This window comes from Congzhengia sp. (assembly GCF_037235575.1).
Taxonomy (GTDB): Bacteria; Bacillota; Clostridia; order UBA1381; family UBA9506; genus Congzhengia; species Congzhengia minquanensis.
On record NZ_JAXUNN010000039.1, the window covers coordinates 352,571 to 366,288 of the forward strand.

The 13,718-nt window shown below is 41.7% G+C and carries 15 protein-coding genes; 14 read left to right on the forward strand and 1 reads right to left on the reverse strand.

Annotation, left to right across the window (positions count from 1 at the left end; translation table 11 throughout):
• The 3 genes from WIG73_RS11185 to WIG73_RS11195 are packed head-to-tail and all read left to right on the forward strand — an operon-like array spanning nt 1 to nt 3,848.
• Nucleotides 1-795 (forward strand): class I SAM-dependent methyltransferase, encoded by a 795-nt coding sequence (locus WIG73_RS11185; RefSeq protein ID WP_249310551.1) that lies wholly within the window; start codon nt 1-3, stop codon nt 793-795.
• Nucleotides 773-1,933 (forward strand): tRNA uracil 4-sulfurtransferase ThiI, encoded by a 1,161-nt coding sequence (thiI, locus tag WIG73_RS11190; protein WP_337400596.1) that lies wholly within the window; start codon nt 773-775, stop codon nt 1,931-1,933. Before WIG73_RS11185 ends, thiI begins: the two co-directional genes overlap by 23 nt.
• 1 nt (nt 1,934) lies before the next feature.
• Nucleotides 1,935-3,848, forward strand: a complete 1,914-nt coding sequence (locus WIG73_RS11195) for an ABC-F family ATP-binding cassette domain-containing protein (protein ID WP_337400597.1) — start codon at nt 1,935-1,937, stop codon at nt 3,846-3,848.
• On the opposite strand, the gene WIG73_RS11200 is transcribed toward WIG73_RS11195, so the two are convergent.
• Nucleotides 3,845-4,672, reverse strand: coding sequence for an AraC family transcriptional regulator (locus WIG73_RS11200; RefSeq protein WP_337400598.1), 828 nt, complete (start codon nt 4,670-4,672; stop codon nt 3,845-3,847). The genes WIG73_RS11195 and WIG73_RS11200 overlap by 4 nt on opposite strands.
• Before the next feature lie 123 nt (nt 4,673-4,795).
• On the opposite strand from WIG73_RS11200, the gene WIG73_RS11205 reads away from it, so the two are divergent.
• The 11 genes from WIG73_RS11205 to WIG73_RS11255 all read left to right on the forward strand — a co-directional run.
• Nucleotides 4,796-5,659 (forward strand): sugar phosphate isomerase/epimerase family protein, encoded by an 864-nt coding sequence (locus WIG73_RS11205; protein WP_337400599.1) that lies wholly within the window; start codon nt 4,796-4,798, stop codon nt 5,657-5,659.
• A complete protein-coding gene (locus WIG73_RS11210; protein WP_337400600.1) occupies nt 5,656-6,717 on the forward strand; it encodes a Gfo/Idh/MocA family oxidoreductase in 1,062 nt (353 codons plus the stop codon). The genes WIG73_RS11205 and WIG73_RS11210 overlap by 4 nt, the downstream gene beginning before the upstream one ends.
• A gap of 16 nt (nt 6,718-6,733) precedes the next feature.
• Nucleotides 6,734-7,576 carry a sugar phosphate isomerase/epimerase family protein gene (locus WIG73_RS11215; protein WP_337400601.1) on the forward strand — a complete coding sequence of 281 codons (843 nt, stop codon included), beginning with the start codon at nt 6,734-6,736 and terminating at the stop codon, nt 7,574-7,576.
• A gap of 14 nt (nt 7,577-7,590) precedes the next feature.
• On the forward strand, nt 7,591-8,319 hold the full coding sequence (gene nagB, locus WIG73_RS11220; RefSeq protein ID WP_337400602.1) for a glucosamine-6-phosphate deaminase: 729 nt from the start codon (nt 7,591-7,593) through the stop codon (nt 8,317-8,319).
• Nucleotides 8,309-9,439 (forward strand): N-acetylglucosamine-6-phosphate deacetylase, encoded by a 1,131-nt coding sequence (gene nagA, locus WIG73_RS11225; protein WP_337400603.1) that lies wholly within the window; start codon nt 8,309-8,311, stop codon nt 9,437-9,439. Before nagB ends, nagA begins: the two co-directional genes overlap by 11 nt.
• Nucleotides 9,440-9,565: 126 nt before the next feature.
• The gene (locus WIG73_RS11230; protein WP_337400604.1) at nt 9,566-10,417 is read left to right on the forward strand and encodes a tyrosine-type recombinase/integrase; all 852 of its coding nucleotides are present in this window, start codon (nt 9,566-9,568) and stop codon (nt 10,415-10,417) included.
• Between the two features lie 368 nt (nt 10,418-10,785).
• The gene (locus WIG73_RS11235; protein ID WP_337400605.1) at nt 10,786-11,346 is read left to right on the forward strand and encodes a TetR/AcrR family transcriptional regulator; all 561 of its coding nucleotides are present in this window, start codon (nt 10,786-10,788) and stop codon (nt 11,344-11,346) included.
• On the forward strand, nt 11,343-12,038 hold the full coding sequence (locus WIG73_RS11240) for a Wzz/FepE/Etk N-terminal domain-containing protein (RefSeq protein ID WP_337400606.1): 696 nt from the start codon (nt 11,343-11,345) through the stop codon (nt 12,036-12,038). Before WIG73_RS11235 ends, WIG73_RS11240 begins: the two co-directional genes overlap by 4 nt.
• A complete protein-coding gene (locus WIG73_RS11245; RefSeq protein WP_337400608.1) occupies nt 12,035-12,826 on the forward strand; it encodes a CpsD/CapB family tyrosine-protein kinase in 792 nt (263 codons plus the stop codon). The genes WIG73_RS11240 and WIG73_RS11245 overlap by 4 nt, the downstream gene beginning before the upstream one ends.
• A gap of 5 nt (nt 12,827-12,831) precedes the next feature.
• Nucleotides 12,832-13,557, forward strand: coding sequence for a CpsB/CapC family capsule biosynthesis tyrosine phosphatase (locus WIG73_RS11250; protein WP_337400609.1), 726 nt, complete (start codon nt 12,832-12,834; stop codon nt 13,555-13,557).
• A 30-nt stretch (nt 13,558-13,587) separates the two neighbouring features.
• Nucleotides 13,588-13,718: DegT/DnrJ/EryC1/StrS family aminotransferase (locus WIG73_RS11255; protein ID WP_337400615.1), on the forward strand; the 131-nt coding region annotated here is incomplete at its 3' end.

Below are 13,718 nucleotides of genomic sequence, written 5' to 3' on the forward strand. Positions count from 1 at the left end.
ATGGACGCTTATGGAAAATTTGCCGGTGTGTATGACCGATTGATGCTTGACGTGCCCTACGGCCAAATTGCAGAGCTGATTGACCGGGAAATAAAAGTACAAAAACTTGCCAATCGCATTGTTCTGGATTTGGCTTGCGGGACCGGTACGCTGACCGGCCTTTTGCGTCAAAAAGGATATGAAATGATTGGGGCGGACAGTTCCACAGAAATGCTGATAAAAGCGCGGGAGAAGAATCCCGGTGTGCTGTTTTTAAATCAGCCTATGGAGGAGCTTGAGCTTTATGGCACGGTTGGAGCAATCGTCTGCTGTTTGGACAGTTTGAACTATTTAACGGAGGACGGCGCGCTGAACACAGTTTTTAAGCTTTGCAACAACTATTTGGAGCCAGGCGGACTTCTTCTATTTGACGTGAATTCTGAATATAAGTTTGAGCACATTTTATCAGACAACATTTTTACGTTTGACAGCGAAGACATTTATTACACCTGGGAAAATGACTATTCAGCGGAAGAAAAGCTCTGTGATTTTTATTTGACCTTTTTTGTAAAACAAGGCAATGTTTATGAGCGGTTTGACGAGATGCACACAGAGCGCTGTTATTCAGACGGTGAAATTTGCCGTGCTTTAGAGCAAAACGGGTTTTCTGTCAAGAAAAAATGCGACGGGTTTACAAACAAAAAAGCTACAACCGACAGCGAGCGGGTTTTCTATGTCTGTGAAAACATTGATTCTATACAATTGAAACATTTACAACGCGGAGGTAACGTTTTTGAAACAAATAATCTTGATTAAATACGGTGAAATTATCTTAAAAGGTTTAAACCGCCACACCTTTGAGGACATGCTGATTAAAAACATTTACGCGGCGCTGGGGCCCATTCAGGCAGAGGTTTGGCGCGCGCAGGCGACGATTTATGCCGATATAAAAAACGAAAATGAAATGGACGAGGCCATTTTTCGCCTGAAAAAGGTGTTTGGCATTGTGGCAATCATAAAAGCTTATGTATTGTCAAAAGAGTTTGAACAGTTAAAGCAGGAGGCGCGTGATTGTTTAAAAGAAGAACTGGAAAGCGCAAACACGTTTAAAGTGGAGACAAAGCGGGCAGATAAAAAATATCCCATGAAGTCGCCGGATATCTGCCGTGAGCTGGGTGGCTTTTTAAGCGACTGCTATCCTAACCTGAAGGTGGACGTAATTCGTCCGGACAAGCTTGTCACGGTGGAGGTGCGAGAAACCAATGTATATCTCTACTGCAACCGCATAAAAGGTTTGGGCGGAATGCCTGTTGGCTCGAACTCCAAAGCGGTTTTGCTGCTTTCCGGCGGAATTGACAGCCCCGTTGCCGGATTTATGGTTGCCAAAAGGGGCGTGGCCTTAGAGGCCGTGCATTTCTTTTCCCATCCATACACCAGCCAGCGCGCAAAGGACAAGGTGCTTGCCCTTGCAAAAATTATTGCGGCCTACACAGGCGGGCTAAAGGTGCATATTGTGCCCTTTACGGAAATACAGCTCGAAATTAAGGAAAAATGCCCGCCGGAACAGTTAACCCTGATTATGCGCAGGTTTATGATGGCCATTTCTGAAAAGGTTGCCCAAAGGGTAAACGCAAAGGCGTTGGTAACAGGAGAGAGCATTGGCCAAGTGGCGAGCCAGACGGTGGAGGCCCTTTGCGTGACGAACGATGCGGTGCATTTGCCAGTGTTTCGGCCTGTAATCGGAATGGACAAAGAGGAAATTGTAGAAATTGCCCGCAGGATTGAAACGTTTGAAACGTCTGTTCTGCCTTATGAGGACTGCTGCACGATTTTTACGCCCCGGCATCCGCTGACAAAACCAAAGCTTGAAAACATTATAAAGTCCGAAAGCCTTTTGGATTTTGAAGGATTAGTCGCCAGCGCGGTTGCGGGAATTGAGACGATAGAGGTTTAAAATGAATTTACTTGGATTGTCGAAAGTAAATAAATATTTTGGTGAACGGTGTTTGTTTGAAAACGTTTCGTTTTCTGTTGAAGACCACGACAAAGTGGGGCTAATCGGGGCAAACGGAACGGGAAAAACCACGCTGTTTCATATGTTTTTAGATGGAACCGCCCCTGACGGCGGAGATATTTTTGTTCCCAGGCAAACGAAGTTTGGATATTTAGAACAGCACATTGGAACAGACTCTGATAAAAACGTGTATGACGAGCTGTTAACCATCTTTTCCAGGGTGCAAAAACTGGAAGAACAGATATTGGACGTAACCGGCGCAATTGAGGCAGGAATCGGCAACCCCGAGGAAAATGCCGAAAAGCTCCACGTTTTAACAGAACAGTTTGAAGCGTTGGGCGGGTATACGTATAAAAATATGGCAAAGTCTGCCCTCCTTGGCATGGGTTTTCAGGAAGAGGACCTTAATAAGCCCTTTTCCGCTTTAAGCGGCGGTGAAAAGACGCGGGTTTGCCTTTGCAAGCTTCTGCTGAGTGAAGCAAACTTGCTGCTGTTAGACGAGCCGACGAACCATTTGGACATTCAGTCTGTTGAGTGGCTGGAGGGCTTTTTGCAAAGCTACAAGGGCGCATTTATTGTGATATCCCACGACCGGTATTTTTTAGACAAAGTAACCAATAAAACTTTTGAACTTGAAAATGCGCGCCTGAATTGCTATGACGGGAATTATTCTGTGTATCAAAAGCAAAAAAAAGAAAACGAGAAATATATTGCCCGGCGGTATGAAAACACCATGCGGGAAATTAATCGCATTGAAGGGATCATTGAACAGCAGCGTCGCTGGAACAGAGAGCGGAATATTAAAACCGCCGAGAGCAAGCAAAAAATGGTGGACAGGCTGAAAGCCGACTTAATTGTGCCCCAGGAGGAGTTAGACAGCATTAAACCGCGGTTTCAAATTGCAAAAACCGGCGGCAACGATGTTGCGGAAGCTGTAAACCTTTCGAAAGGGTTTCACGGGCGGCAGTTGTTTTGCAATGTGAATTTTCTGCTGAGGAGAAAAGAACGCGCGTTTTTATTGGGGGCCAATGGCTGCGGAAAAACCACGTTATTTAAAATTATGACAAACGCATTAGAGCCAGACAGCGGAAGTGTTTCAATCGGAGCAAATGTTGACATTGGCTATTTCGACCAGACGCAGGAAACGCTGGACCACTCCAAAACAATTTTTGACGAAATCAGCGACGCATATCCGTCGCTTTCCAATACGGAAATCAGAAACGCCCTTGCCGGTTTTTTGTTCGTGGCAGACGACGTGTTTAAGCGCATCAGCGAGCTTTCCGGCGGCGAGCGTGCAAGGCTTATGTTACTAAAGCTCATGCTGAAAAAAGCCAATTTTTTATTGCTGGATGAGCCGACCAACCACTTGGATATTCAATCAAGAGAAATGCTGGAGGAGGCGCTTTCAGAATATGACGGCACGATTTTTGCAATTTCTCACGACCGATACTTTATTAATAAGCTGGCCAATCGGATTTTGCTGATGGAAAACGGAGTTGTGATGTCTTTCCCTGGAAACTACAGCTACTATTTAGAAAAGCACGGAGAGGAAGATAAGGCAGACGGAAGCGGCGGAAAAGAAAAAAGCACAACCAGCGGCAAAGAGGACTATCTGCGCAGAAAACAGTTAGAGTCGGAACAGCGAAAGCGCAAAAACAGATTAGAACAGCTAGAGCGGGACATTGAAGCTTTAGAAAATGACATTGAAGCCGCAAAAGCGGAACTGGAAAAACCGGAAACGGCATCAGACTATGTAAAGTGTGCTGAAATTTCTCAAAAGCTGGACGAAATGAATGAAACTTTGTTAAGCTACTATTCAGAATGGGATACATTACAGGAGAACACAGCAGATTAATCTGCTGTGTTCTTTTTTAAATACTTTGACGGTGTTTGCCCTGTGTAGCGCTTAAAGTTCTTAGAGAAGTAGGATAAATCTTCAAATCCGTTTTTCTCGCATACTTCTTTAATGGAATAACGCCCAGTTTTCAGCATTTTTTTTGCGTTTTCACACCTGGTTTTGTTGATGAAGGATACAGGGGTTTCGCCTGTCATTTTTTTAAACTCCCGCAAAAAATAATATTTGCTTAAGCCTGCCTCGTTTGCAACTTCATCTAAAGACAATTTTTCGTTGATGTGTGATTTGATATACCCAATTGCAAGCTTCATACTTTCATCCTTCATGGAAACCGCGCTTTGCGGCACAGCAATGGTTTCGGCGCAGTTTCGCGCCAGATAGACCAGCAGGCTTAAAACTGCAGCTTTAATTCCGGCATTTTTATAGGGCTGAAATGTATGAAACTCCTGAACCACGGTCTCGAACATGCCGGCGGCCTGGGCTTCTTTCAGCGGCGTTTTGAAAATGATATTGTCGGTGTCTATGTCGTTTGCCATGCAGAACTCGTTGTCCACAATTAAACAGTGGTAATAAACAACCGTTTCAGATGCAATGGCGTGGGGCATATTGGAATTCACAATAAAAAGGTCTCCGGCGGCGACGTCAAATATCTGCGTTCCGCAAAACACCTTGCCGCTGCCCTCTGTGAAGTAAAGCAGCTCTATGCTGGGATGCCAATTCATATCAAGGCCGTCTTTTAAGTCTTCTTTATGGATGTCTAAATGGAAGATAAATGGAAGCTGCTTGCTCCCAAACAGATGCGATTCAAAACTTTTTCGTTCCATAAAAGCTCCTTTGCGCAATATTGTCATAAACACGGGCAATATCATTCGTTGATTTTTCACTGATTTCATTATACAATAAATTTGTCAAGAGAGCAACATCATTTTTAAAACAGGAGGGATTTTATGTATCGTTTTCCAATCGGAGTTATGGTAGATTCTTTTCGGACGGACTTTGTTACTGCCGTAACAAAAGCCAGCCAGCTTGGAGCTGAGGGACTTCAGATGTATTGCACCAAAGGTGACTTCGCACCGGAGAACATGACAACTGCAAAAACCGCGGAGGTACTGAATATTGTGAAGTCGCGGGGATTAAAGTTTTCCGCCATCTGCGGGGATTTAGGCCATGGATTTGGGAACCGCGAAGAAAATGCGGAGAATGTTGAAAAATCCAAACGGATAATGGAGCTTGCAAAGATGCTGGAATGTGACATTGTTACCACCCACATTGGCGTGGTGCCGGAGGATAAAAATGCAGAGCGCTATCAAATTATGCAGGAGGCATGTTTTGAACTTGCCAGCTTTGCGGACAGTTTAAACTCCCACTTTGCAATTGAAACGGGGCCGGAAACCGCAAAAACACTTAAGATGTTTTTAGACGGACTCGGCTCAAAAGGCGTTGCCGTAAACTTAGACCCGGCAAACCTTGTGATGGTGACAGGGGACGACCCAGTGCAGGCAGTTTATACCCTTAAGGATTATATCGTACATACCCATGCGAAGGACGGGATTAAGCTGAAAGAGTCGAACCCGGAATTTATTTACAGAGTGGTGCACCCCATTCCTCCGGAATATGCCGAGGGCGGCTTTTTTAAAGAGGTGCCGCTGGGTGCAGGAACGGTTCCGTTCCCAGAATATTTGGCGGCTTTAGAGGACATTGGATATGAAGGTTTTTTAACCATTGAGCGCGAGTGCGGCGATAATCCTGCAAGGGATATTAAAGTTGCCGTGGATTATTTAAAAGAACTGACAGGGAGCGATAAAAAATGAAAAAGCTAAGAATTGGAATGGTTGGCGCGGGAAACATTGCTAACGTTCACTTAAATGCCTATCAAACATTGGACAATGTAGAGATCGCAGCAATTTGCGATATTAACGCCGAACGGCTTAATGAGACAGCCGACTTATTTAATATCGAAAAAAGATATGCAACAGAGGCAGAAATGCTGGCAAACGAACAGTTAGATGCGGCCGATGTGTGTGTGTGGAACTGTAATCATGCAAAATGCACCATTGACGCTCTTGACGCAGGGCTCCATGTGCTGTGTGAAAAGCCCATGGCATATTCGGTGAAGGAAGCAGAAGAAATGCTGGAGGCGTCAAAACGAAACAATAAACTTTTAATGATTGGCTTTGTGCTCCGGTTTGACCCGGAAAGCGGCATTGCAAAGGACTTTATCGACAATGGATATCTGGGAGACATCTATTACTCAAAAGCCACCTATTTAAGACGGCACGGTTCGCCCGGAGGTTGGTTTTCCAACAAGGAACTGTCCGGCGGCGGCCCGGTAATTGACTTGGGCGTGCATGTAATTGACCTGACACGGCAGCTGATGGGAAACCCGAAACCAATTAGTGTTTTTGCCTCCACGTCTGACTGTTTAAAAGACAGAAAATATTTAAAAACGAACGTAGGCTGGATTCCGAAAGATGCAAAGCCGGACGATCCCTTTAATGTGGAAGACTTTGCGGTTGCCATGATTAAATATGAAGACGGCAAAACCACTTTATTGGAAACCAGCTACAGTTTAAACGGCGAGCAGACCACGAAAAAAGAACTGTTTGGGACAAAAGGCGGAATTAAGATTGACGCAGATGGAATGAAAATTTATACGGAATGGAACAACTTTTTGGCAGACGTTACACCGCATACGGAAAACTACAAGTTTGGGAAAGAAATGTTCACCGCAGAAATGGAGCATTTTGTGGATTGCGCTTTAAACGGCACACCCTGCAAAGCCCCGGCAGAAGACGGCGTGGTGATTATGAAAATTTTAGAGGCGATTTATGAATCTGCCCGCACAGGCCATGAAGTGCTGTTAAAATGAGAAAGGTTGGATTAGCATGAAAATAGGTGTAAGTTCTTATTCCTTTTCGCAATATATTAAGAGTGGAAAATTAACACAGCTAACCGCGGTTGCAAAAGCGAAAGAGCTGGGGTTCGATGCCATTGAATTTACGGAACTCATGCCGCCGGAGGGTGTTTCACAGGCGGAATATGCAAAACAAATTAAGGCAGAGGCGAACAAATGCAGTATTGAAATTTCAGCCTATTTAGTGGGTGCAAATTTGGCGCAAAAGGACAACAGTGCTGAAATTGAGCGGCTTAAAGCAAGTCTTGATGTGGCAAACGCGCTTGGCGCAAAGCTTTTTCGGCACGATGTAATGTATGGTTATGACGTTTTCAGGTCGTTCGACCAGGCGCTGCCAGCTCTTGTTGCGGCAATTCGGGAGGTAACGGAATATGCCCAAACGCTGGGCATTCAAACAATGACGGAAAACCACGGCTATATCTGTCAGGACAGTGACCGCGTGGAGCGGCTGGTGAACGCTGTCAATCATCCCAACTTTGGAACGCTTGTTGACATGGGCAACTTTTTGTGCGCCGATGAAGATTCGGCCAAAGCGGTGTCGAAGGTGGCAAATCTGGCGTTTTTGGTTCATGCAAAGGATTTTGTAAAAATTTCGTTTGCAGACCGCAAAAACGATGAAGGTTATTTCGAAACCCGGGGCTGCAACTGCCTGAAGGGAACAACAGTGGGGCAGGGAATTGTTCCTGTTGCCCAGTGTTTGGCAATTTTAAAACGGGCTGGGTTTGATGGTTTTGTAGACGTGGAATTTGAAGGGACGGAAGATTGTGCGACGGCCCTTTCAGAAGGATTGGCATTTTTAAGAACAATTATTTGAAAGGTGAGAAAAACATGCGGGTGATACTTTGTGATACTTATGAGGAACTATCGAAAAACGCAGCAAAGCTGGTTGCCAGCCAAATTTGCTTAAAGCCAAACTGCGTTTTGGGGCTTGCCACAGGTGCAACGCCAATTGGTATGTATGAGGAGCTTGTGCGTCTTTACAACGCCGGCGAGATTGATTTTAAAGACGTAGTTACGTTTAACTTAGACGAATATTATCCCATTTCGCCTGACAACCCGCAGAGTTATCACTATTTTATGAATCAGCATTTATGCGGCCGGGTAAATCTTGCGCCGGAAAATGTTCACATCTTAAATGGCGAAACAGATGACCCGGAAACAGAATGTGATGCTTTCGACGCATTAATTGAGAGTTGTGACGGAATTGACTTGCAGATTTTAGGCATTGGACGAAACGGCCACATTGGATTTAACGAGCCGGATGATGCGTTAAACACCTCCACGCACATTACTGACCTGACAGAAAGCACCATTGAGGCCAACGCAAGATTTTTTGACAGCATTGAGAGCGTTCCCAAACAGGCACTGACAATGGGAATTGCAACTATTTTAAAGTCCAAAAAAATCATTCTTTTGGCCAATGGAAAAGAAAAACATGATGCAGTGAGCCAACTGTTAACAGAAGAAATCGACACGGAAGTTCCTGCCACAATGTTAAAGGTGCACCCGGATGTTGTTTTAATCTGCGACAGGGAGGCGTATGGCGATGTGGATTAAGGGCGGCAAGCTTTTAAATGACGAATTTCAGTTTATTACAGGCGACCTGCAAACAAACGGTGAACAGATTGAAGCAATTGGAAGATGTGAGAAAGCGAAAGCAATTGACGCCAGCGGCTGCTATGTTGTGCCAGGGTTTATCGACACGCATATGCACGGCGCAATGGGAAAAACATTTATTGATTTTGATGCAGACACATTTGAAACAATAGCAGGTTTTGAAGCAAAAAACGGAACTACCTCGCTGGTGCCAGCGTTGTCGGCAGCAAAAGAGGAAAAGCTGATTTCCTCTATTCAATATTTACGCAGCTGTGCTGAAAACACAAAGAAAAACTGCGCCGCTGTTTATGGAATTCATTTAGAAGGCCCCTATTTTTCTTTAAAGTATAAGGGGGCGCATCTGCCGGAAAATATTCGAAATCCTGATGTTCAGGAATTTGAAAGGCTGTTAAATGCCGCAGGGGGATATTTAAAAATTATTACAATGGCGCCGGAACTGCCCGGTGCAGACAGCGTAATTCAAAAAGCCTGTGAAGCAGGCGTTTGCGTTTCGGCGGGCCACACAGACGCAGTTTTTGAACAAATGAAACATGCACTTTCACTTGGATTAAAGCAGGGAACGCACCTTTTTAACGCCATGCGTCCGCTCTCTCACAGAGAACCGGGCACAGCCGGGGCGCTTCTTTCAGATGAAACGGTAAAATGCGAACTCATTTGCGATTTTGTTCACATTCACCCTGAGGTAGTGAAATTGGTTTATAAAATTAAGGGCAGGGACAAGATAAACCTGATAACCGACTCGGAAATTGCCGCAGGCATGCCGGACGGGGATTACTGCGTGAACGGACGAGTGCTGTCGGTGAGAGATAAAAAAACCTTTACGGAAGACGGTTCTTTGGCCGGCGGATATTCCTGTTTAATTGACTGTGTTAAAAATTTGGTGTCTGTGGGCATCCCTCTTGAGGACGCCTGTATGATGGCGTCGAAAAATCCGGCGGAAACAGCAGGTGTTTATCATAAAACCGGAAGTTTAACACCGGGAAAACTTGCCGACATTTTAATTTTAAATGACAAGCTTGCGATAAAACACGTTATTCTGCGCGGAACGTTAATTTTTTGAACAAAAAGGACCAAAATGTGGTCCTTTTTTTTATCTTATGATTTCAACAGAATTGCACAAACTATTGACAACTTCTAAAAAAGTTTGATACGAATGTTACATTTAGAAAAAAAGGAGTTGTTCAATATGAGAACGATAAGTGAAAATTTAATTGGAAGCTTTAAAACGCATTTGCTAAACGAAGAAAAGTCTGCATCAACGCTGGAAAAGTATATTCACGACTGTACGGTGTTTTCTGTCTGGCTGGGAAGCCGGACGATGAGCAAGGAGCTTGTGCTGGAATATAAGCAGGGCATAATGCAAAAGCTTGCGCCCGCCAGTGTTAATGCGGTAATTTCATCGCTAAACAGTTTTTTTGAGTTTTGTGACCGCGTAGACTGCAAAATAAAATCTGTAAAAATTCAAAAACAAATTTTTGCATCTAGCGAAAAGGAATTGACAAAATCTGACTATGAAAAGCTGTTAAAAGCGGCGCTTAATAAAGGCAATGAAAGATTGTTCTACCTGATGCAAACGATTTGTTCCACAGGAATAAGGGTTTCAGAGCTGAAATTTATAACCGTGGAAGCGATAGAGTCGAGAGAAGCTTTTATCAACTGCAAGGGAAAAATGCGCGTGGTTATGCTGACAAAGCAGCTTTGCAAAATTTTGAAAGAGTATGTAAAACGAAACAAAATAAAAAGAGGGCCCATTTTTGTTACAAGAACGGGACGGCCACTGAACAGGAGCAATATATGGGCCGATATGAAAAAGCTTTGTGAATCTGCTGGCGTATCTAAAGACAAAGTGTTTCCTCACAATCTACGTCATTTATTTGCGAAAACCTATTATTCTCTGCACAAAGACATAGTAAGGCTTGCAGATATATTGGGACACGCAAGTGTAAACACTACAAGGATTTACACAATGGAGAGCGGAGAAATTCACAGGCAGCAAATTCAGGAATTAAATTTGTTATATCAACGAATTAAAAAATAAACAACCTAATTCTCATTATGTTGTTGCTATATAGTATCAATGTTACATAATTCTCATTATGTTGTAAACAAGAAGTGTAACAAAGTTATTCACAAGAATATGATACTATATTTATTGCAATTTGTCAATAGCTTTTGTCGTTTTTGGATGTAATTACAATTATTTTGGCATAACAAACAAAACCAATGAAAGTTCAATTTTCTTCATTGGTTATTTTGTCATTCTATTTTACAGTGTGTTTTGCTTTTATTGAAGTGTGTAAGCAGCCGTGGAGGGCTGCTTTTTATTTTTTACACAACATAATGAGAATTATGTTGTGAACTGTTTTTTTGCCTATATTTAGAACACTTGTTCTGCGGGGGATAATCGTGATTTCATTTGACGAAAAACAGATTCGGAAAGAAAAAATTTTAGAAACAAGTTTTAACGTGTTTGTGAAAAATGGGCTTGAGAATACGAGCATGAGAAGAATTGCATCTGCCTGCGAAATTTATGCATCGAATATGTATGAATATTTTAAGTCTAAAGATGTGCTTATTATTGAATGTATCAAGCTTTATATGCGAAATCTGAACGTTATCTTTCAAAAAGAGCTTCAAAGCTTGTCTTCCGATTTAAAAGAAGAGGTTCGCCGTTTTTTTCTGCTGTTTACGAAAGAAAAATTCATGATGCGTTTTATTTATCAGGTGGTTTCAAGCCCTAAGTATGGAGAACTTGGACGCAGAGAACTTTCGAATATTTATATGGAATATATACGGTATTCAGATAAGCTGGCAGCTGCCTACGGATTGGACAAAGAAAAGGTTGAATCGATATTCCTGCTTTTTGTGGCAACAATGCATGATTTCTGTCTTTGGGAAAATGAAGATCTGGTAAACAAAAAATTGAGCTGTATTTATAATTTGATTGATAAGGAGTTCGGTGCATGATAGAAAAAGAAAAAGCTCGAATGGAAGATGAGGGCATAGATTTGCTAAATCTGCTGTTAAATTTGTGGCATCATAAAGTATTAATCATTGTTTTAGCTTGCGTTGCTGCAATATTAATGTTTGTTAAAACAGCTTTCTTTACAGATTTTACCTACACTGCTTATGGAGTATTACATATCAGCAATAAGAAAGATACGGCAATTGAAGAAACAATTCAGAAAAGTGATATTGATACATCTAAATCGCTTAGCTCTACCTATATTGAAATATTAAATACTCGGGTTTTTCTAAAAGACATTAGCGCAGATATTGGAAATAAATATACTTGGAATCAAATAAAAAAGTTTTTGACAATCTCTGCTGTAGGAGAAACCGAATTGCTGAAAATATCTGTCACAACGAATAATGCCAATGATTCATATCTTATTGCAAAATCCATAATGGAAAAAGCACCAGAGAAGTTAATTAGTGTTTATAAAGGCGGAGAAGTTGAAAATGTTGACCCACCGATTCTTCCTGAAACGCCTAATGATAAAAAAATTGTTACCAAATCGCTCTTGGGATTTGTATTGGGTTTTATGGCAGGTGCAGGATATGTCTTCCTTTTAACTTTTTTTGATAGAAAAATTCACAAAAGTGAAGATGTTGTGAAACGCTATGATGTTTCGATTTTAGGAGAAATTTTACAATGAAAAATATGATGAAAAACTTTTTACTTTGGAAATCAAAGCGTGTAAACACAAATAATCAAACAGACGAAATGAAGAGAATTATCAGCAATGATTCTGATTTTAATACTGTGGAGACTTATAAATCAATCCGCACAAATATTATGTTCTCCATGCCGAAAAAAGATAAAGGTAAAGTAATTGCAATAACCAGTTCTTCGCCCGGTGAGGGAAAAACCACAACGTGTATTAACCTCGCGATTACTTTTGCTCAAACCGGAGCAAAAGTAATATTGGTTGACTGTGACCTTAGAAAATCAAGAATACATCGATACTTAGGTATTCAACGGGATGATGGCGTTTCAAATGTTATTTGCAATTACACAGAAATTGATAAAGCTATTAAGAAAAATGTGCGGGAGAATCTTGATTGCATGACGGCAGGAGAAATTCCGCCGAATCCTGCTGAAATTCTTGACACAGAAGAATTTAAAGCAATGCTCGATAAACTAACGGAAAAATATGATTATATTTTTATTGACACACCTCCGATGACTGTTGTTACTGATGCGGCAGTCATCATGAAAAAAGACATGGGCGTTGTTGTAGTGGTACGTGAAAATGTTACAACCTTTGATTTGCTAGATATAACGATTGATAATATAAAGAAGACGGAAACCAAATTGTTAGGCGTGATAATGCTGGGCAGCGAAGAAAAGAAACGAAAATATGGTTATTATAGCACTGGCAAATATGGCTATATGTATAACTATAATTACCATTACGGAGACAAGCAAAATAAAGAGAAGTGATTTATTTGATCGATTTACATTCGCATTACTTGCCCGGGATTGACGACGGTGCAAAGAATGTAGGTGAAAGCATAAAAATGTTATCGGATAGTTTTTGCCAGGGTGTTTCTCTCTGTGTTGCAACGCCGCATTGTACAGTTCATCGAACAGCGGACATAGAGCATTTTTTAGAGGTAAGAGAACATAGCATAGAAAAACTTAACTCTGAAAGAGAAAGAAAGAGCGTAACACTTCCGAGACAGTTATTCGGGGCAGAAATTTATTTGGACAATAATATAAAAGCATATCCTGACATAGAAAAATTATGTATAGGCGAAACAAATCTTCTGCTGGTTGAATTTCCATTAGAAAAATATAATCATGCCTGTGCTGATTGGCTGCATTCTTTAAATTTAATGGGCATTCGGCCTGTTGTGGCTCATATTGACCGGTATATATTTTGGCAAGAAATGTTAAATGACTTTCAAGGCTTAGACATTGTATATCAAATTAATGCTGCAAGGTTTTTAAGCTTTTCCGGAAGGCGTTTCATTAAAAAACTTTTAAAATATCATTTATTTTATATTGTATCCAGTGATATGCATAACATGCGGAACAGAAGCTGCAACATGAGTGACGCTTATAAAAAAGCAGAAAAGTGGTTAGGAAAAAAGACAGCGTTAAAATTATTAAAAACAAATGCAAAAAAATTGTTTACAGTGGAACAAAAGGAGCAGGGAGAATTATTATGAGCGAAAAAATTTGTCTGGCCTCGCCCTAATATGTGCGGCGAAGAAATGAAGTACATAAAAAAGGCATTTGACACAAATTGGATAGCGCCCCTTGGTGAAAATGTAAATGAGTTTGAAAAGACTGTGCGAAACTATGTCGGCTCAAAAGGTGCTGTTGCTAT

What these genes read in the sequence shown, in the direction of transcription:
- nagA (WP_337400603.1), top strand. Translation starts at nt 8,309, where the DNA reads ATGTGGATTAAGGGCGGCAAGCTTTTAAATGACGAATTTCAGTTTATT.
- WIG73_RS11230 (WP_337400604.1), top strand. Translation starts at nt 9,566, where the DNA reads ATGAGAACGATAAGTGAAAATTTAATTGGAAGCTTTAAAACGCATTTG.
- WIG73_RS11185 (WP_249310551.1), top strand. Translation starts at nt 1, where the DNA reads ATGGACGCTTATGGAAAATTTGCCGGTGTGTATGACCGATTGATGCTT.
- WIG73_RS11215 (WP_337400601.1), top strand. Translation starts at nt 6,734, where the DNA reads ATGAAAATAGGTGTAAGTTCTTATTCCTTTTCGCAATATATTAAGAGT.
- WIG73_RS11195 (WP_337400597.1), top strand. Translation starts at nt 1,935, where the DNA reads ATGAATTTACTTGGATTGTCGAAAGTAAATAAATATTTTGGTGAACGG.
- WIG73_RS11245 (WP_337400608.1), top strand. Translation starts at nt 12,035, where the DNA reads ATGAAAAATATGATGAAAAACTTTTTACTTTGGAAATCAAAGCGTGTA.
- WIG73_RS11240 (WP_337400606.1), top strand. Translation starts at nt 11,343, where the DNA reads ATGATAGAAAAAGAAAAAGCTCGAATGGAAGATGAGGGCATAGATTTG.
- WIG73_RS11205 (WP_337400599.1), top strand. Translation starts at nt 4,796, where the DNA reads ATGTATCGTTTTCCAATCGGAGTTATGGTAGATTCTTTTCGGACGGAC.
- nagB (WP_337400602.1), top strand. Translation starts at nt 7,591, where the DNA reads ATGCGGGTGATACTTTGTGATACTTATGAGGAACTATCGAAAAACGCA.
- WIG73_RS11210 (WP_337400600.1), top strand. Translation starts at nt 5,656, where the DNA reads ATGAAAAAGCTAAGAATTGGAATGGTTGGCGCGGGAAACATTGCTAAC.
- WIG73_RS11200 (WP_337400598.1), bottom strand. Translation starts at nt 4,672, where the DNA reads ATGGAACGAAAAAGTTTTGAATCGCATCTGTTTGGGAGCAAGCAGCTT.